This is a genomic window from Parablautia sp. Marseille-Q6255 (assembly GCF_951230155.1).
Taxonomy (GTDB): Bacteria; Bacillota; Clostridia; order Lachnospirales; family Lachnospiraceae; genus Choladousia.
Genome location: NZ_CATNVD010000016.1, coordinates 34,596 through 52,139 on the forward strand (window position 1 = coordinate 34,596; position 17,544 = coordinate 52,139).

At 36.2% G+C, this 17,544-nt stretch carries 21 protein-coding genes; 5 read left to right on the top strand and 16 right to left on the bottom strand.

Going from position 1 to position 17,544, the window contains the following annotated elements:
- Positions 1-30 precede the first annotated feature (30 nt).
- The 4 genes from QOX44_RS18255 to QOX44_RS13170 all read right to left on the bottom strand — a co-directional run bounded on the left by QOX44_RS18255 (position 31) and on the right by QOX44_RS13170 (position 1,321).
- Complete coding sequence (locus QOX44_RS18255; protein WP_026648630.1) at positions 31-180, bottom strand: SHOCT domain-containing protein; 150 nt, start codon at positions 178-180, stop codon at positions 31-33.
- On the bottom strand, positions 167-469 hold the full coding sequence (locus tag QOX44_RS13160; RefSeq protein ID WP_283683649.1) for a hypothetical protein: 303 nt from the start codon (positions 467-469) through the stop codon (positions 167-169). Before QOX44_RS13160 ends, QOX44_RS18255 begins: the two co-directional genes overlap by 14 nt.
- Before the next feature lie 146 nt (positions 470-615).
- A complete protein-coding gene (locus QOX44_RS13165; protein ID WP_283683650.1) occupies positions 616-897 on the bottom strand; it encodes a helix-turn-helix domain-containing protein in 282 nt (93 codons plus the stop codon).
- Positions 872-1,321: an RNA polymerase sigma factor gene (locus QOX44_RS13170; protein ID WP_283683651.1), complete on the bottom strand. Its 450-nt coding sequence runs from the start codon at positions 1,319-1,321 to the stop codon at positions 872-874. Before QOX44_RS13170 ends, QOX44_RS13165 begins: the two co-directional genes overlap by 26 nt.
- A gap of 531 nt (positions 1,322-1,852) precedes the next feature.
- Between QOX44_RS13170 and QOX44_RS13175 the strand changes: the two genes are divergently transcribed.
- Positions 1,853-2,203: a helix-turn-helix domain-containing protein gene (locus tag QOX44_RS13175; protein ID WP_283683652.1), complete on the top strand. Its 351-nt coding sequence runs from the start codon at positions 1,853-1,855 to the stop codon at positions 2,201-2,203.
- 94 nt (positions 2,204-2,297) lie between these two features.
- On the opposite strand, the gene QOX44_RS13180 is transcribed toward QOX44_RS13175, so the two are convergent.
- Positions 2,298-2,633, bottom strand: a complete 336-nt coding sequence (locus QOX44_RS13180; RefSeq protein WP_283683653.1) for a hypothetical protein — start codon at positions 2,631-2,633, stop codon at positions 2,298-2,300.
- 176 nt (positions 2,634-2,809) lie between these two features.
- Here QOX44_RS13180 and QOX44_RS13185 point away from each other — a divergent pair, with 176 nt between their 5' ends.
- Positions 2,810-3,067 carry a helix-turn-helix domain-containing protein gene (locus tag QOX44_RS13185; protein ID WP_283683655.1) on the top strand — a complete coding sequence of 86 codons (258 nt, stop codon included), beginning with the start codon at positions 2,810-2,812 and terminating at the stop codon, positions 3,065-3,067.
- Between the two features lie 145 nt (positions 3,068-3,212).
- Here the strand turns inward: QOX44_RS13185 and QOX44_RS13190 are convergent, their stop codons facing one another.
- Positions 3,213-4,985, bottom strand: coding sequence for a DUF6119 family protein (locus tag QOX44_RS13190; protein WP_283683657.1), 1,773 nt, complete (start codon positions 4,983-4,985; stop codon positions 3,213-3,215).
- 408 nt (positions 4,986-5,393) lie between these two features.
- On the opposite strand from QOX44_RS13190, the gene QOX44_RS13195 reads away from it, so the two are divergent.
- Both QOX44_RS13195 and QOX44_RS13200 read left to right on the top strand, forming a co-directional pair.
- Positions 5,394-5,735, top strand: a complete 342-nt coding sequence (locus QOX44_RS13195; protein ID WP_283683659.1) for a plasmid mobilization protein — start codon at positions 5,394-5,396, stop codon at positions 5,733-5,735.
- On the top strand, positions 5,684-7,090 hold the full coding sequence (locus QOX44_RS13200) for a relaxase/mobilization nuclease domain-containing protein (RefSeq protein ID WP_283683660.1): 1,407 nt from the start codon (positions 5,684-5,686) through the stop codon (positions 7,088-7,090). Before QOX44_RS13195 ends, QOX44_RS13200 begins: the two co-directional genes overlap by 52 nt.
- Positions 7,091-7,115: 25 nt before the next feature.
- Here the strand turns inward: QOX44_RS13200 and QOX44_RS13205 are convergent, their stop codons facing one another.
- From QOX44_RS13205 to QOX44_RS13225, 5 genes are all read right to left on the bottom strand, one after another.
- Positions 7,116-7,427 (bottom strand): winged helix-turn-helix domain-containing protein, encoded by a 312-nt coding sequence (locus QOX44_RS13205; protein WP_283683662.1) that lies wholly within the window; start codon positions 7,425-7,427, stop codon positions 7,116-7,118.
- 382 nt (positions 7,428-7,809) lie between these two features.
- Positions 7,810-8,328, bottom strand: a complete 519-nt coding sequence (locus tag QOX44_RS13210) for a DUF308 domain-containing protein (protein WP_283683664.1) — start codon at positions 8,326-8,328, stop codon at positions 7,810-7,812.
- 5 nt (positions 8,329-8,333) lie between these two features.
- The gene (locus QOX44_RS13215) at positions 8,334-9,044 is read right to left on the bottom strand and encodes a TVP38/TMEM64 family protein (protein ID WP_283683666.1); all 711 of its coding nucleotides are present in this window, start codon (positions 9,042-9,044) and stop codon (positions 8,334-8,336) included.
- Between the two features lie 46 nt (positions 9,045-9,090).
- The gene (locus tag QOX44_RS13220; protein ID WP_075758613.1) at positions 9,091-9,687 is read right to left on the bottom strand and encodes an HdeD family acid-resistance protein; all 597 of its coding nucleotides are present in this window, start codon (positions 9,685-9,687) and stop codon (positions 9,091-9,093) included.
- Between the two features lie 64 nt (positions 9,688-9,751).
- The gene (locus QOX44_RS13225; protein WP_075758612.1) at positions 9,752-11,128 is read right to left on the bottom strand and encodes a phospholipase D-like domain-containing protein; all 1,377 of its coding nucleotides are present in this window, start codon (positions 11,126-11,128) and stop codon (positions 9,752-9,754) included.
- A 70-nt stretch (positions 11,129-11,198) separates the two neighbouring features.
- On the opposite strand from QOX44_RS13225, the gene QOX44_RS13230 reads away from it, so the two are divergent.
- Entirely contained in the window at positions 11,199-11,762 is a 564-nt protein-coding gene (locus tag QOX44_RS13230) for a TetR/AcrR family transcriptional regulator (RefSeq protein ID WP_075758611.1), read from the top strand.
- Positions 11,763-11,804: 42 nt separating this feature from the next.
- Here the strand turns inward: QOX44_RS13230 and cls are convergent, their stop codons facing one another.
- From cls to QOX44_RS13255, 5 genes are all read right to left on the bottom strand, one after another.
- The gene (gene cls, locus QOX44_RS13235) at positions 11,805-13,337 is read right to left on the bottom strand and encodes a cardiolipin synthase (protein WP_283683671.1); all 1,533 of its coding nucleotides are present in this window, start codon (positions 13,335-13,337) and stop codon (positions 11,805-11,807) included.
- A 17-nt stretch (positions 13,338-13,354) separates the two neighbouring features.
- Entirely contained in the window at positions 13,355-14,218 is an 864-nt protein-coding gene (locus QOX44_RS13240; protein ID WP_227149307.1) for a DegV family protein, read from the bottom strand.
- A 31-nt stretch (positions 14,219-14,249) separates the two neighbouring features.
- Positions 14,250-15,443 (bottom strand): methionine adenosyltransferase, encoded by a 1,194-nt coding sequence (gene metK / locus QOX44_RS13245; RefSeq protein ID WP_118346883.1) that lies wholly within the window; start codon positions 15,441-15,443, stop codon positions 14,250-14,252.
- A 72-nt stretch (positions 15,444-15,515) separates the two neighbouring features.
- Complete coding sequence (locus QOX44_RS13250; protein WP_283683673.1) at positions 15,516-16,871, bottom strand: radical SAM protein; 1,356 nt, start codon at positions 16,869-16,871, stop codon at positions 15,516-15,518.
- Positions 16,872-16,927: 56 nt separating this feature from the next.
- Complete coding sequence (locus QOX44_RS13255; protein ID WP_158024865.1) at positions 16,928-17,512, bottom strand: DUF308 domain-containing protein; 585 nt, start codon at positions 17,510-17,512, stop codon at positions 16,928-16,930.
- Between the last annotated feature and the right edge of the window lie 32 nt (positions 17,513-17,544).

Below are 17,544 nucleotides of genomic sequence, written 5' to 3' on the forward strand. Positions count from 1 at the left end.
ATTATATTATATAGCAACACACATACTTCGTCAAGCAGTTATATTCGATACAACACCATAATCTTTCATGAGTTTTCTTTGTATTAACTGATATTCGCTTTCATTGATTAGTTTCTTAGAAAGCAACTGTTTTAACATAGATAACTGCATACTATATCTCAATAATCTATTCCCATCCATAATAATTCCCTTTCCTGAAATATACTAAAAAATTCCTGCAAGCGGCTATCAGGTATAGCCCCATTGGATTTGCACCATCTTCATCAGACCGGACTCTTGCCGGAAGTATCATTATCAAAAACAGCATCTTCGCCACAAAGTACCTATCTCTCTGTCGGGAACAAATAATTGTCGCTCGTACCTTTGCTTCAATGCCCGTAACAGCATTTCCTCGCTTACAATCCTTCTGACCTCCCGACAATTTGTCGGGAAGCCAGAAGGACAGGTAGTCCTGGCGTATCCATTCCATAGCTCAACTGCTCCATACGTCTTGCAGGATCAACCATATTCAATTTTCAAGGTGCACTGGATCCCAATCTGCCCTACTCCTGAAAGGGAAAAGAGTAGCAAGCTATGAAGTGCAATCGAACAGTTAAGATCAGAGAATTATTTCTCCTATTTCCTATTCGCAGCTTTTCCAGTTCCATAAGGAACCGGATCAAAATCCAGTATCTTTGTAATCAGTTTTGTTTCCAAACGCCGACGCAAAGTCTCATCCACACAGTAATATGCCTGTCCATATTCATCAAATAGCATTCTTGTGGATAAACTGGTTATGTATCCTTCGTAATGCTTCAGCACTACATTGATTGCTTCCACATCACCCTCTGATGCTGCCTGAATAATATGGAAAGGCAGCAATTCAGATTCATCAATCTGTCTTTCGTTTTTTCTCATCCGTATTTGCCTCCATAATTTGTTTGAGTAATTCGAGTGAGCGTTTCCGATGTTCATGGATGGTACTGCGTACAAGGTTCATTTCCCTTGCAATTTCCGCATCACTCATATCCATGAAATAGGATAACAGAATGACATTCCGCTTCTTTTCCGTCAGATTTTTTAAGGCTTCCGCAATCAAAACATCTTTAACTTCAATATCATAACCAAGGACCTGAAAGCGGCATGTTTCCAAATCGTATTCATCCATCGTAAAAAATCTGCTCAACTCCTTCTGCGACAATTCCGACAACATCACTTCGTGCTTTTGCCGATAGGCCAAATGCCTTTGATAATCAATGACTTCGCCTTTTAATGCCAATTTACATATCCGGTCAAACTGATGTCTGACCGTCCATTCTCTCCAGGAAGAAGATTGCTCCATAAGAGTTCACCTCCTTCCCGACCAACTGGTATGAGCGAAATCCTTTATTTCCCTTTCGCTCAATATCCCGATTGGGTATTTTCCCATGTTGGGGTGAAGTCAAATCTTTTTGAAAAAAATTTTGATGTATGTAAAAAGCGTCCAGATAGATATTTATCCACTGGACGCTTTTTATATCAGGTATTAAGTTTTCTCCGCATAATACAGAGGCGTATAATACACTTTCAGAAGCAGAATTAATGGCATTGCACTGAATGTTGATTATCGCCTTCTCCTTCTGCCTTTAGAATGATATTTCTCTATGGTAGAATAAAAAAATCCCTTGATCTGTCTGGCTTTCATAGACCTCCAAAACACATCAAAGGATAAAAAGTACGTCAAAAAACCTTTGAATACTGCGTTTTTTTATATGCATTACCCAAAGTTTTTTATCGTATTATAAAGGGCATTATAACCCTCTATTTTTGTGTATTATCAATGCATTTTCTTTATTGATTGTGAACTATACACTTATGCACAGGAGGTGTATATATGACTCAAAAGAGAAAAAAACGTATCAATAAAGAAATGGGATTGATTTTGAAGAAAGCCCGAACTGACCAGAAATTAACTTATGATGAATTATCCGAATTATCCGGTGTCTCCACCAGATACATAAAAGAGATTGAGAACCGTGGAAATGTACCAAGTTTTGAAAAACTCAAACAGTTGGTATGTGCGTTACATATTCCTACCGATCAGTTTTTCTATAATAACTCTGCAGATAACTTGGATTACAAACGGCTCCAGGTATATCTGTCAGAGTGTACTTCAGACCAGATTACCACTATTCTTGCTATTGTCGAAGCCTATCTTCGTACTTACAAAAATCCCGCAGAATAATATATCAAAAAAATGTGGAGATAGTCTGGAAAAATTATGAATCATTGTGATGATAGACAGATGGTGTGCTTTCTATACACACCACCTGCTTTATCTATTCTGCAACTTTACTAATTAGTTTTTTCATATTACCGCCTTTCCTGATCAAGCCAAGGCCACCCAATAATTGGACACCATCCATGATACCCTGATAATATGCCCTCTGTTCTTCTTTAAAATGGGCGTGTTCCACTGCCTCCTGATATTCCTCCAGAAATGCTTTATCTTTATCCGACAATCCTGTAAGATATTTTCCAAATTTCTTATTCGCTCTCTTCAGCTCTGCATCCGCTTCTTTCATATCCTCCGGCTTAATCGCATACTCTCTCTCCTCCGGATCACATCGCAACTCCTCCAAAAGATTTGCCACTGCTTCATAAAAATCATTCATAGTTGTTTCCGCCTTTCTCAAAATTAAGTATTTCATGTTACCGCAAATATTATCAATTCTATGGATAATCCGAACAAAAAAATTTTAAAGAACTTCATCTTTAGAAGTATATTAGCAATATTTCTTCTTAGAATCAATATATAAATACTTCATCTTTAGAAAGTCTGAGTGATAGAATGATAATATACTGGGATAAGGAAACAAATTCCAAAAACCGCATAGGGAAGCGGGTCCGGGAATTACGGACTGATAAGCAACTCTCGCAAAAAGCTCTGGCCGAGCAACTCCAGCTTGCCGGTTATGACTTCAACGATTTAACCATTTTGAGAATTGAACAGGGAACCCGCTTTGTTCCCGACTATGAGGTGGTTGCTATAGCAGAATATTTCAATGTTTCATGCGAATATCTGTTAGGCCGGACAGACATAAAATAAGCAGCAATCTGTTTTTCAGACTGTTGCTTATTTTTCTTTTACTGCTGTAACTTTTCCGAGACATAATTATACATAACCTAAATAATTTACAAGCAATAATAGTACTCTCTAAAATAGTTAATGCTTAAACTTAAATAGGAACACACTAATCACCAATTCCCATTGATATACACATAAATCCTTTTTCATGCATCTTTTTGTTCAAATCTACTGTTAAGTATTTTGCATATAAAGAATCCGTTTCTTTACGGAACCCCTCTATATAGCCAGCTATATAACATATCCTTTTTGAATTAAACATATTTTCAAAATCTTCCTCTTTTATGGGAATCGTTTTCTTTTTTGAAACATACAACTCTTCTATTTTTTTATATAATGCTTTAATAAAATTACTCTTTTGAAGCGATGCCAGTTGATGTTGCAAAAAGTCCGCAGACGCACGAATCTGATTCGTCAAATCTCTACTTCCGCTTCCATCAAAATGATATTTATTACACATCAGATAAATATTTTCAGAATCCCAGAAAAATAAATCTGCAATTTCAAAATTTGATATCAGTGCTTTATGTCCTACGATTATATTATCATTCTCGTAAAAATCGTTATTATACCTATCCTCTGTAAGCCCACTTTTACAAAGGCCAAATTTTGCTTTAATCTCTTTTACTTTCTCATACTCGCCATCATAAATGCAATCAAATTCACTTTGTAATATTCCTTTATATTTTTCATCCATACAATACCATTGTCCCTGAAAAATATAACATGGTATCTTTTCTGCACCATATTCAATAAAACCTTGAATAGAATTCATAATTGTAATAGGGTATAAAACAAATTCACCTGATGAATCTTGGGAACATATTTTCCATTTTTTTAAAAAATTAATTAGGAAGGACTTTGTCACTTTTTTTTCATTCTCTTTAAATGTCTCAAAAATATCAGAAAGTTCAATGGGATTGGATGCAGAATAATAAATTTCTCCGGCTTCTGTAGTCAAAGTATATTCTGATGCAGACGTATAATAAGCAAGATAATCATCACCCACCAATTGAAAATTATCATACTTGCCATCAATAAAATGATTTATTAATTCATCTAATAATTCACTCGTTTTTATGCCTCTTTTCTTAGCTTGTATGAAGTATCCTAATGAAAAATTATCTGTTTCTTTTTCAACACGTTCAATTGCTTCTATTACTTTTTTCAATTCGCTCAATGTAAGATGTTTTCTCAGTACCAGAGAATCTTTTAATATGACACTTGTTTTTCTATTAACAGAGACTTCTTCACTATAGACAATTCCCATTTTACTACCAATATTTTGATCAACTTCAACTGACAATTCCCTAAATATGGTACTCATATCTTGTTCTAATGTAATATTGGTTGTCTTACGATTTGCTTTACTCATGGAACTCGTATTACCAAATAGATTATTTTCCTTTAATTGTCTTATTACCCCTGCATCACTTTTCACTAATTTAGGCATTAAATGTAGCCCCCAATTTTTTTCTATGTATTTTTTTATCAAATGGCTACCATATCCACCTGTCATTACATAAATGCAATTATTATTTACATAGAAAAGGACGTATGAAACATTCACATTAAGCATCAATGAATCAACTTGATTTTCATCTTTCAGGCACTCCATTAATAAATCTTTTGCCATCTCTTCCCATGCTGGATGATGATATGTTCTGTATATTATTCCTCTAAAACTTTCATGTTCAACATTCCATATATCTGGATTCTCTTTTTGAGAAATTTTCTTTTTAATTTCTTCCAACAAAAAACAGCACATATCCACTGCATATGTCGGTTCTGTTTCCTTTAATGTAACAGTGTGTTGCTTTTTTACTTCCTGATAATCTATTTTGTATATACTGAATTGTATTCCCTCTCCGCCGCTCATATTTTATCCTCTATAGTTTCCGCTAGTTAAACGAGTATCCATTCCTATATTTATAGTATAATGAAATATTCTATATCATTCAACATATAATTACATTACACAACAATATAGCAAGCACTGCCGGTGTCATGACAACCGGCTTATTTCCATTGCCCGCCCTCCTGCTCGATTTATGGAAATAGATCAGGGAAGTTTCCCTGGCCCTCTCTGTTTTTTCTGTTTTTTCTGATTTTTCTGATTTTATTTTTTCTTCACTTGACTGTATTCCGATGCTTTGCTACAATTGTGCATGGACAAATATGCCCAAACAACCGAACATAAAGTTATCATACTGTTGTAAACCGAACAAGTTGCAACAGTTTTTTTGTACCTTTTTTACCTGCTCAAAAAAAGAAATGAGGAATGAAAATGGCAGAAAGAATACGTAAACACCCCGTACAATTTTACCTTAACGATGACGAACAATACATCCTGAATGAAAAATTCCGACTTTCCAGAATGAAAAGTAAATCCGCATTTCTCCGGAAACTGGTGCTTTATGGTTTTGTCTATGATGTGGACTACTCCCACATCCGGGAAATGAATGCCTTGCTTGGCAACATTGGAAGCAATCTGAACCAGATTGCCAAACGAGTGAACAGCACAAATACCATTTACAAAAAAGATATGAAAGAGATAAAGGAGTTGATGAATCAGATATGGCAGTTACAAAAATCCATGGTATCAAAGCAACCGTTGATAAAGCAATAGAATATATCTGCAATCCGGTCAAGACTAATGAACAGATTTATGTCTCATCTTTCGCCTGCTCACCGGAGACTGCAGCTTTAGATTTTAAGTACACATTGGACCATGCACGTGAACAGCTTCTTTCTGATGGGCAAATCAGAGAAAATAAGGCTTTTCATCTAATACAGGCCTTTTCTCCGGGAGAGATTCCCCCTAAAGAAGCACATACCATTGGAAAAGAATTAGCAGACCAACTTCTAGAAGGAAAATACTCTTATGTACTGACCACTCACATTGATAAAGGTCATGTACACAATCATCTGATATTCTGTGCTGCTGACAATATTGATCACAACCACTATCACGACTGCAGAAAAAATTACTGGTACATCCGAAAACTTAGTGACAGATTATGTACAGAACACGGTCTTTCCGTCATCAAATATTCAGAAAATCGTGGCATGAAATACAATGAATGGTCTGCTAATCAAAATGAAAAAGGCTGGAAAACTCAAATACGAAAGGATATTAATCAGGCAATTAAAGCATCTTCCACTTATAATGATTTTATCGCACTGATGAATGCCAAAGGCTATGAAATGAAAAACACTTCGCTGAATGAAAGCGGTGGTAAATATATCGCTTTCCGTCCTGCAGGCAAAGATCGCTTTGTTCGGGGCAGTTCCAAATCATTGGGTGGAAATTTTACAAAAGAGCGGATTAAAGAACGAATAGAAAACAAAAAAGAACGAAGAAGCCTATTTACCCAATCTAACCAAATGAGCCAACTTATCGACACAACCACAGATGCAACAAAGATTTCTGAAAACATTGGCTTGAGGAAATGGGCTACCAAAGAAAATCTGAAAATTGCTGCCCACACATACAGTATCATGAATTCTAAAAACATTCATAATTTTGCAGAATTGAATGAGCGTATCAATGCTCTGAAAAAACAAACCCAGACAGCCAACATCAGTATCATTTCCATTGAACACCAGCTCCGGGAGCTGTCCGAAATTATCAAATTTACAGAACAGTATCACGAAAATAAGCCTTATAATGACCGCTATGAAAAAGTGAAAGACAAAGACAAATTTCTACGTAAATATGAATCACAAATTATTCTTTTTGCCGGTGCGGAACATATGCTCCAACATATGGGAATTGACTCTCAGCATATGAAACTGGAAAATATGAAAAAACTGTACGACGATCTGAATTTACGGAAGAAACAATTATCTTCACAACATAAAACATCTGCAAGCAGTTTAAAAGAATTAGAACAGATAAAAAGAAATATGGAAGAGTATCTCCAAATTTCTCCACAGGATCAGGAAAAACCTTTTGTTTCAAATTCTGTACATGAGTTATGAGAGAAAACAGGCAGTACTTCTCACTTCAGGAAACACTGCCAATTTTTTGATTAAATCGGTATCCGACGCCCCAGACTGTCTGGATGTAAATGGGATTAGCCGGATCATCTTCTATTTTTTCACGAATATGACTAATGTGACTTGTGACAATATTGTAATCACCGATGTAAGATTCTTTCCATACCATATCATAGATCTGGTCTTTACTAAATACCCTACCTGGATTTCTCGCTAAAAGAACCAACATTTCAAATTCTGTATAAGTCAAAAAAATCTCTTTACCATGATGATATACTTTTCTACTATCTACTCGTATTTCTAATTCATCAAATTCCAAAACCAATGTCTGTTGAAATTGATATCGCTTAAACCCTGGATGCCTTTCCAATACATCTAAATAATTCTTGAAGAATTGGTTTTTCATCCTCATCAAATTCAGCCAATATAATATATCCTATGTAATCATCTTCTTTCTTATATCCTACATTTTAATTGCTCATACGTGCATCTGTATTAAATATTCTATACCGTCATTATTCCTTCAATGGATCATATACCCACTCTAATGTTAACCAACAGTCCTTAACGACAGAGTAATAATTTCGCATTAACATAATCTCCATGGAAAAGCTACAACTTTTCCAGATAACTTCAGAAAGTCTACTTTCACATCAGAAAAACGCCTCTTTTGGAACCGAATAACATAGATATAATTTAAACTACACGGACTCATCTCTTGTATGTGGAAATAATTTTGCAAAAGGGATGCTGACTGCTATCAGTTCTAATCCTAAAATAACCACATGATTCGAAAACTTTTCAAGCGGATTAAACAGAAGAAGTAATGCTAGCGTGATTCGTACCAAAAATTCTATCATTGGTATAACACAATTATTATTTCTACAAAAGAACTGCCTAATTGCCGCATTCAATGATTTAGATGCCTTTCTTATACCGATAATTGCCCAAGTAATTCCTAATGCCTCCAACGAACTGGATCCTTTCAGCAGAAATGCAACCCCCATAATAAACATCATAATACTATATGCTAATTCGTCAGCCTGCTTTTCAAAAAACTTTTTTTCCTTAAAATAGCTTACTAACATCAGAGTACCTACAAGTACCATAGCACTTCCTAATAAATAAGGTAACAGAAGAGTTACTCTATCAGAAAACAATATACAGATTAATCCTAGAGCTGGAAACAATATACTCTTGACTTTTAATATTCTATTCATTTTTCTCATTTCTCTCCTGTTCTTTTATTCATATAGTGTTTCAAGACTACAGTTCCGGCAGAAACCAAAATTCTTAATAATAATACCATGATAAACTCTATTGAAAACGGATTGCTCAACTTAGTTCCAAGCAAAGTAGTAGTAACAATACTGAGCAAAGAACCGCTTATTCCTGCTGTCAGATAAGTGGTGAATTTCACTCCACAAGCGCCAAAATACAGGCTGACAATGTCACCTGGCAAAAATCCAACAATTCTGGTTATAAAGCATACAAAAAAAGCATTTTCATTCTGATATCCTGCCAATTGTTGAACCTTGGGATATCTAGTCCCAATATACTGTATAATATCCTCACCGCTGTATCTTCCGATCCAATAAGGAATTGTAATGGTTGTCGCCAATCCAACCATACTTACCATCACAGCTATAAATGGTGTAAACAGAACTCCACTGCTCAAATATAAAATCGACAATGGAAACATAATTGTAAGGCTTTTGAGAGCAAAGAACAAAACTAAAACACACGCAGCCAAAATCATATTTTCAGGTGTATACCTCAATATCGTTTTTACAGACAAAGGTTCTTCTGATTTTCTTACAATCACAAAAAAAATCAATGTCATCAGAATAATTGCTGCTAAAGGAGTGAGTTTCTTTAGCTTTATTTCTGACTTTTTCTCACTCTTTTGTTTTTTTTCTTTGTTTCTGATTTTCATCCAACTTTTCTCATTCATAATTATAATCACAAGATATTTCTTATATCTATTCGTCTATTATATTTCCATTTACTTCATCAAACACATCCTTCATTTCAAGAGCATATTTTTTACCTATTTTACTCAATCGGTATAATATAATAATGTCAATAATGCCATTTAAAATGAAGATAATTCCTGCCATTAATGCAGCGGCTGAAACTGTATCCGGTGAAAAGAACATCATACTAATTCCAGCCAGAATAATAATACATGATAGAATAACATATGATGTACAGCGCACATGAAATATGTCTTTCATACAAACAGCCGTCTCCATACAGATTACTCCATTGATTATGATGAAAATACTAAACACGTAAGAAAACAACACTATTGTAATTCCAGCATGTGTAATGATAAAGATTCCCAAAATACATTTCAAAATGCCTTCAAATAACAATCCCTGCATAAAATAAGTATTCAACCGAAATTTTAAATCATAGAACAAATCAAAAATCCCACTGCACAAAATCATAATACCTGCAATCACTGCAATCACTTTAAATGAATCATAGGGCTTTATTATGAATAAAACTCCAAGCAATACCGTCATGATTGCATTTATCCACATATCCAGCTTTATTTTTTTCAACGTTTTCATATTTTACTCCTCCCAGTTTTAGTAAACTCTCACATTCATCAATAATATTTACTATTTCTGCTTTTTATAGCAAATGTCGAAACGGAATAATTAAAATGCGCAGGATTCCATAAAAAATCCTTTTTCCTACACTCTGTTCTATTATTTGATAATTTTCTCCATCAATAATCGTTCCGTCCGGAGCAACTTGTCTACTTTTCAGTTTCAATTTCTCTGTATGTCCACGGAGAGTTTCATTAAGTTCCTTGCATTCTATAAACAGCATCATTTCTGTATCAAGATACACACTCCTCATATCAAGATTGCAGGATCCTACTATACTGAGCGTATCTCCTGCCAATACAGTCTTTGTATGTAATGCCTGGGTTCCAACATATTCATACACATAACTTCCTGTTTGCCTCACAGCTTTCTTCTGATTCAAATAATCCGTACATCCGAAAGGATTGGCACCACTTTCTACCGCATTGATTATCAACTCTGTCTTCACACTTTTCGAACATATTGCTTTCAAATCACCATACATTTTCTGATTGCATATAACATAAGGGGTTTGTATCACAATGTTGTCCGCTTCTTTCATCTTATTTACCATCCTGTCCCAAACCTGTGGCTGTTTATTATACGGATCTAAAGGGTTGGTGCAAAGTTCAATACTTTCTGTCTCAATCGTTTCTTCAAACCAATCGATTTCACAAAAAGCTTCTGGATATTTTTCTCTGACTTCCTGATAGTGTTCTCTTAATCTGCCATTAATTCCTTCATGTTTTCCAGACATTCTACAGCAGGAAAGATTCCATATATTTTTGAAATAATCTTGAATCTGATTGTAAGAATTACCCTCACCCGGAACCGTTTCATAGACCAGAATATCCCTATCCTCATTATATGAGTCGATATAATTACCAAGAAATAAATCATCTGTGTTTCTTCCGCCAAGGATATATGCAAAATCATCTGCAATCAAATATTTGTCATGCATTCTGTAATTATTTTTCCACGGTTTTATCAGCGTAATAGGATTGTATAGCTTAACCTCCACATTTTCATGCGACGTAAGTTCCCGAAAATTTCTACTTCCTCTCAAATATAATGTTCCATTTATGCCATCAACTAATATCTGAACCTTTACACCTCTATCTGCAGCATTTAATAGTGCAGCCATCATATCCTGACCACTGTTATCGTCACGAAAATCAAAAGTTGCAAGCACGATATTTTCTTTTGCCGATTCGATTAAACGGAGCCGCCACACCAACGCATCCACATTATTTTCTATATTTAATATCCTCTCCTGTCCAGCCATATTTAACGCCCTTTCACACTCTCTGTTTTCTTCATCAGCTCGTTTGTGATACAGCGGCGGGATCACCAGACATACTATCAAATAAAAGAACCATATTCTCAAAATACCTTTTATCATCTTTCCGAATTTTTTCATTATTCTACACCATTGTATCCTTCGACATTTTATGCTACGATATAAAAAAACAAAAAGCGAGTTGATATATATGAACCATACAAAATCTGCCATCATAGATGCTTTCTGGCAGTTGTTGGAAGAACGTCCCTACACCAAGATTACTGTAAGGGATATCGTAGAACTCTGCCAAGTCAATCGAAACACCTTTTACTATCATTTTCATGACATTCCTGAGCTTCTGGAAACTACGATAAAATCTGATGTAGATCAAATCATCCAGACTAACGGACATTTTGGTTCACCGACGGATTGCTTGATTCCAATTGTTGAGCGTTGCTTAAAACGTAAAAAAGCCATGCTCCATATATACCGTTCTGTGAAACGAGATATATTCCAAAGCGAATTAGAAAGAATCATACTCTACACAGTAACTCAATATGTACATACTGTTACCAAAGATTTGAATATTCCTTCTGAAGATAAAACTATCCTAATACAGTACTATAAATGTTGCCTTCTTGGATACACATTAGATTGGCTGGACAAAAACATGAACTTTGACCTTTTGAAGTCAGTTACTCGTATTACTGATTTGATTGGAGATTCTTTGAAGCAGGCATTTCTTGAATTGTCCGAATCTTCAAGGACATAATACCCGATTAGATTGAGCACCGCTTCAACTTGACGGTGCTCTTTACATTAGTGGGGCAAATATTCTCAAGATTTCCTGAAATACCCTTATTGGCAACCTTTCTATACACTCTTCTAATGTAATCTGCGTGCACTCATTCAATGTATCAAAATAATCTTTTTTAATTTGTAATACTGCCTTACTGTTATACATCCATACTCCACATTCGAAATGCAGATAGAGGCTTCTAAAATCTAAATTCGTTGTTCCTACAGTCGCTATCTGGTCATCGGAAACAAATATTTTAGAATGCATAAATCCTTTTGAATATTCATATATTTTCACACCACCATATATCAATTCCCTGTAAAATGATCGTGTAGTCAAATGAATCAAGGCCTTGTCATAAATATGAGGAGTGATAATCCGCACATCTACACCGCTTTTAGCCGCTAAGCACAATGCAGATACCATGCTGTCATCGACAATCAAATATGGCGTACAGATATAGACATAATCCTTAGCATTATTTATAATCTGAAGATATACATGTTCTCCCACGTTTTCATTATCCACAGGACTATCCGAATAGGGTTGTACAAATCCATCTGATTCTATTCTTTCATCTACTTCATTTTTTGGGAAAAAGCACTCTATGTCATCTGGTATTCCACAACATAATTCCCACATTTCCAAAAACATTAATGTCAAACTCCATGCAGCTTTCCCTTTGATTTGTATAACTGCATCTTTCCAATACCCATGTTTTTCATAAGTATTGATGTACTCATCAGACAGATTTAAGCCTCCAGTAAAAGCAACCTTCCCATCAATTACAGTAATTTTCCTATGATCCCGATTATTCTGAATAGCCGTAAGAACAGGACGAAATGGATTAAACACTTCACATTTAATACCAATATTTTTCAATTGCATCGCATAGTCTTTCGGTAGTGCGAGAAAACATCCAATATCATCATAAATAACTCGCACCTCAACACCTTGAGAAACCTTTTCTTTCAAAATATCCAAAATAGACTGCCACATCAATCCTTCTTTTATAATAAAGTATTCTATAAAAATATATTTTTGTGCCTTTTTCAATTCCTCCAGGAAAATAGGAAAAAATTTCTCTCCCGGCGAAAGGTACTCAGTCTGGGTATCATCATAAACAGGAAAACCAGCATACTTTAGATACCGGATCTGTGGTATATGAGCAGGAGCCTCATAATATGCAGATTTTTCTGCACTTCCAGGTAATCCATAAAGGGTTCTGTTCTTTTGTCCGATCTGAAATATTTTCTGTTCAAATTTTCTTGTAGATGCCTGAAAATTATATAAGATATACAACAGACTTCCAAACAACGGAAACAATAAAATCAAAAAAATCCAGATTACTTTATTGGCCCCTTTGTCCTTTTTAGAAATGATATAAAGGACAAGAAACCCACTGATTATATGAACAACGCTTCGTAATACTTGTGCAATAAAGCTTTCATTTTGAAAAATAAAGAACAAAAAGCAAAGTTGTAAAATCAACAAGAATAATACTTGTACTCGTCTCAAGAGCAATGCTCTAAACCATGAACGCTTCATTTGATTCCCCACTTATTCTAAATTCTTATTTTTCTACTTATCCCCATACCGAAAGCCCCTGGTCCTACATGACAGCTGATACTGAAAGTCAGCGGATCGTATTTAACATCTTCCCAAGGAAACATCTCTTGGGCCATTTCCATCCATTCCTGATGTTCTTCTTTTTTTCCGAAGCTCCCTGCGACGCCAACATATATCTCATCACTATTTTTATGAAATTCATCTGCAATTGTTTTCATTTCCATAAGCAGACGCTTTTTACAGCTTTTTGTTCCACGAACTTTTGCATAGGCATCTAAACGTTCCCCGGCAATTACAAGCAGTGGTTTTATACTTAACAATGTGCCCATGGCAGCTCCCGCCGGAGTGACACGTCCTCCCATTTTCAAATATTCTAAGGTTTCCACGCCTACATAGACAATGGATTCATAAGCAGTTTGTTCTAAGGCTTCTTTTATTTCTTTTGCAGAACACCCTTTTTCTTTCAACATCAGTGCATCCAACACGGACTGCCTCTGGGTGACAGAAATGCGATGATTATCAACCACCTGTACTTTTTCTTCATAATCCTGTGCCAGTACCTGAGCTGTTTGACAGGAACCACTAAGTCCGCTGGACATTGGAATATATACAAGCTCATCATATTCGGATAAGAGCAGTTTATCCCACATGTCTAAAACTTCTGCTGGTGAAGGCTGAGAACTAAAAACTTCTCTTTTTTCCTCAAGGCATTGATAAAACTCCTCATGAGTTAAATCAATGCCTTCATAGTATGTTTTCCCTTCCAGAATCACCGGCATTGGAATGACATGGACACCTAGAATCTTTCCTTCTTCTTCAAAGATCCCACTGTTGCTGTCTGTTACAATCGCAACATTCATCTCATAATCCTCCTGTGCCATTTTTATACTATTACAAATATTTCTTTAATTCATTTACTTTATCCAGCCTTTCCCATGGAAGATCCAAATCTTCTCTTCCAAAATGTCCATAAGCAGCTGTCTGTCTGTAAATAGGTCTTCTTAAAGTCAATTCTTTGATAATACCAGCTGGGCGGAAATCAAAGTTCTCTCTTACAATCTCCGTAATTCTCTCATCTGAAAGTTTTCCTGTTCCAAACGTGTCCACCATAATTGAGGTAGGCTGTGCTACACCAATAGCATAGGAAAGCTGCACCTCACATTTTTCAGCCAACCCTGACGCTACAATGTTTTTTGCCGCATAACGGGCCGCATATGATGCAGAGCGATCTACCTTAGTACAGTCCTTTCCCGAAAAAGCTCCACCACCATGCCGCGCATATCCTCCATATGTATCTACAATAATCTTACGGCCTGTCAATCCACTGTCTCCATGCGGTCCACCTATTACAAAACGGCCTGTTGGATTGATATAGAATTTTGTATTCTCGTCCACCATTCCACCAGGCAGGATTTCGTCAAACACATATTTTTTAATATCCAACTGAATCTGTTCCTGTGTTATTTCCGGATCATGCTGTGTAGAAAGCACTACGGCATCCAGTCTGAGTGGTTTGTCCTTTTCATCATATTCTACAGTTACCTGGGTTTTTCCATCTGGTCTCAAATATGGAAGTATTCCTTCTTTTCGTACTTTTGTCAGCTGCAATGCCAGCTTATGTGCAAGCTCAATGGGATAGGGCATATACGTCTTAGTCTCATTCGTCGCATATCCAAACATCATCCCCTGATCTCCGGCTCCGATGGCTTCAATCTCTTCATCCGACAAATTATGTTCTTTTGCCTCAAGAGCCTTATCCACACCCATTGCTATATCTGCCGACTGTTCATCAATGGCTGTTAACACACCACAGGTATCTGCATCAAAACCATACTCTGCATTTGTATATCCAATTTCCCTGATTGTATCTCGAACCACCTTCTGGATATCTACATATGCATTGGAAGTAATTTCTCCCATTACCATAACAAGACCCGTAGTCGTTACCGTCTCACACGCCACCCGGCTCATAGGATCCTGCTTCAACAATTCATCCAGCACGGCATCTGAAATAGCATCACACATTTTATCTGGATGCCCTTCTGTGACAGACTCCGATGTAAAAAATCGTTTACTTTTATTCATTTTTCATTTCCTTTCATCTTTTTTCCGATTACCTGAATAAATACTTTGATATTCAAATTCATAGTTGTTTCTTTAATTTGCGATTCCCTTTTTCGCTCTGTTCTCTTTCCAAAGTTCATCTGCAACTGGCTTCCAATTCTTCGCATACTGGTCACATTTTGCACAAAGATGTTCTGCTGTTTCTGGAGATTGAAGATCTGTTGAGTGAGCTCCTGATTTTTCAACCATTGCGCGAAGCTTGTCAGGATTTTCCAGCATAGGACACGGACGAAGCATATTATCATTAAATGGCTGATTATCATGGTAAGCCATCATCATCGGTGACTGCAGTGCTTCCAGAAGCGTCTTTTCCCGAATATTAGAATCTGAATAATGGATAAATACGCAAGGATCGATATTACCGTTAGCATTAATATGTAAGTAGCGATGACCACCAGCGATACATCCACCAACATATTCTGCATCATTCTGAAAATCCAGTGCAAATAATGGCTTTGTGGCACGATAACGACGGATTTTCTCATAAACTCCGGTACGCTGCTGCGGTGTAGGCATCAACTCTGGAACAGCATCGTTTCCTACCGGCATATAATGGAAATACCATACAAAATAGGCGCCCATTTCAATCAATGTATCATAGAATTCCTCTGATGTAATTGAATCATAATTGGCACTGGTATAGCAGCAAGAAATTCCATAAATCAGTTTCTTTCTTCTGAGAAGTTCCATGGCTTTACGTACTTTCTGATATACACCAGCTCCACGTCGTCCATCAGTTGCCTCTTCAAATCCTTCCAGAGAAATGGCTGGTACAAAATTACCTACACGGAGCATTTCATCCGCAAATTCTTCGTCAATCAATGTTGAATTTGTAAAGCAAAGGAATACGCAATCCGAATGCTTTTCACAGATCCGAATCAAGTCTTTTTTACGGACCAGCGGCTCCCCACCAGTGTAAATGTACAAATAAACGCCCAATTCTTTTCCCTGGCAGATAATATCATCAATCTCATCATAAGTAAGATTTAATTTGTGTCCATATTCCGCTGCCCAACAACCAGTACAGTGCAGATTACAGGCCGATGTGGGATCCAGAAGGATAGCCCATGGAATATTACAGTTATACTTCTTTCTCAGTTCTTCTTCCTTTTTCCAGCCAACCAGACTGGCATTAATAAAAAGATTCACGGCAAGTGTCTTAGTCACATTGGGATCTACCTCTTTAAAAAGACGGCGGATATAGCTATAATAAGGATGTTCCGGATCTGTAATTGCTTCCCGAATAATTTTTCTCTGAGAAATAAATTCACCATCAGCAAATTTGTCCGCCCAGTCCATCATCTTCGGCATATGCTTATCCGGATCCTTGTAAATATAATTGAATGTCTGCTCAATTCCCAGTTTCTTTAAAGTATTTGATGCGTTCATAATAGAGTTCCTCCTAAGATTTTATATTTGTTAATAATAAATTTTACTTAAACATGCTATTCTTCCCAGTCAGTATCTTCCTCGTTCTTTTCCTGTCCTTGGATTTGTTTTGCAATCTTCACCGTCTCCTTGACCGTGAGATGGTTCATGAGACCTTCTGCAAAGAAACCGCATCCGATAATGACATGACTGATCTGACTTTCCTGAAACGGCTTTATTATAATTAAGATCCCAAAAGCAGCTACAATGATGGAAAGTGTCAATATCCATTTCCATATTTCAAGTCCAAATACTTTTGCGTCTTTTGCAGTCTGAACTTTTAATACAGCATCAAGCAAAATCAACAATCCAAGTCCTGGTGAAAGATATGAACGGATACGCAAATTGCATCCAAGCACTATCACACCAAGCACTATCAGGAATATTCCACAAGCCAGATCATATTGGAAAGCCAGATCATACAAATCATCTGAAAGATATCCAATAATCTTAACAATTCCATAGGCAACTAATATGATGCCCCCTGTGATACATAGCACCAGTGGGGATATAGATGGTATTGTCATACATACGATTCCAGCTATATAGAAAATAATTGAAATCAAAACATACCCATCTCTTGCCATACGAATCTTTTTCAATATTTTCACCTCCATTCTCTTTTTCTTACCTA

What these genes read in the sequence shown, in the direction of transcription:
- QOX44_RS18255 (WP_026648630.1), bottom strand. Translation starts at nt 180, where the DNA reads ATGGATGGGAATAGATTATTGAGATATAGTATGCAGTTATCTATGTTA.
- QOX44_RS13160 (WP_283683649.1), bottom strand. Translation starts at nt 469, where the DNA reads ATGGAATGGATACGCCAGGACTACCTGTCCTTCTGGCTTCCCGACAAA.
- QOX44_RS13165 (WP_283683650.1), bottom strand. Translation starts at nt 897, where the DNA reads ATGAGAAAAAACGAAAGACAGATTGATGAATCTGAATTGCTGCCTTTC.
- QOX44_RS13170 (WP_283683651.1), bottom strand. Translation starts at nt 1,321, where the DNA reads ATGGAGCAATCTTCTTCCTGGAGAGAATGGACGGTCAGACATCAGTTT.
- QOX44_RS13175 (WP_283683652.1), top strand. Translation starts at nt 1,853, where the DNA reads ATGACTCAAAAGAGAAAAAAACGTATCAATAAAGAAATGGGATTGATT.
- QOX44_RS13180 (WP_283683653.1), bottom strand. Translation starts at nt 2,633, where the DNA reads ATGAATGATTTTTATGAAGCAGTGGCAAATCTTTTGGAGGAGTTGCGA.
- QOX44_RS13185 (WP_283683655.1), top strand. Translation starts at nt 2,810, where the DNA reads ATGATAATATACTGGGATAAGGAAACAAATTCCAAAAACCGCATAGGG.
- QOX44_RS13190 (WP_283683657.1), bottom strand. Translation starts at nt 4,985, where the DNA reads ATGAGCGGCGGAGAGGGAATACAATTCAGTATATACAAAATAGATTAT.
- QOX44_RS13195 (WP_283683659.1), top strand. Translation starts at nt 5,394, where the DNA reads ATGGCAGAAAGAATACGTAAACACCCCGTACAATTTTACCTTAACGAT.
- QOX44_RS13200 (WP_283683660.1), top strand. Translation starts at nt 5,684, where the DNA reads ATGGCAGTTACAAAAATCCATGGTATCAAAGCAACCGTTGATAAAGCA.
- QOX44_RS13210 (WP_283683664.1), bottom strand. Translation starts at nt 8,328, where the DNA reads ATGAATAGAATATTAAAAGTCAAGAGTATATTGTTTCCAGCTCTAGGA.
- QOX44_RS13215 (WP_283683666.1), bottom strand. Translation starts at nt 9,044, where the DNA reads ATGAAAATCAGAAACAAAGAAAAAAAACAAAAGAGTGAGAAAAAGTCA.
- QOX44_RS13220 (WP_075758613.1), bottom strand. Translation starts at nt 9,687, where the DNA reads ATGAAAACGTTGAAAAAAATAAAGCTGGATATGTGGATAAATGCAATC.
- QOX44_RS13225 (WP_075758612.1), bottom strand. Translation starts at nt 11,128, where the DNA reads ATGAAAAAATTCGGAAAGATGATAAAAGGTATTTTGAGAATATGGTTC.
- QOX44_RS13230 (WP_075758611.1), top strand. Translation starts at nt 11,199, where the DNA reads ATGAACCATACAAAATCTGCCATCATAGATGCTTTCTGGCAGTTGTTG.
- cls (WP_283683671.1), bottom strand. Translation starts at nt 13,337, where the DNA reads ATGAAGCGTTCATGGTTTAGAGCATTGCTCTTGAGACGAGTACAAGTA.
- QOX44_RS13240 (WP_227149307.1), bottom strand. Translation starts at nt 14,218, where the DNA reads ATGAATGTTGCGATTGTAACAGACAGCAACAGTGGGATCTTTGAAGAA.
- metK (WP_118346883.1), bottom strand. Translation starts at nt 15,443, where the DNA reads ATGAATAAAAGTAAACGATTTTTTACATCGGAGTCTGTCACAGAAGGG.
- QOX44_RS13250 (WP_283683673.1), bottom strand. Translation starts at nt 16,871, where the DNA reads ATGAACGCATCAAATACTTTAAAGAAACTGGGAATTGAGCAGACATTC.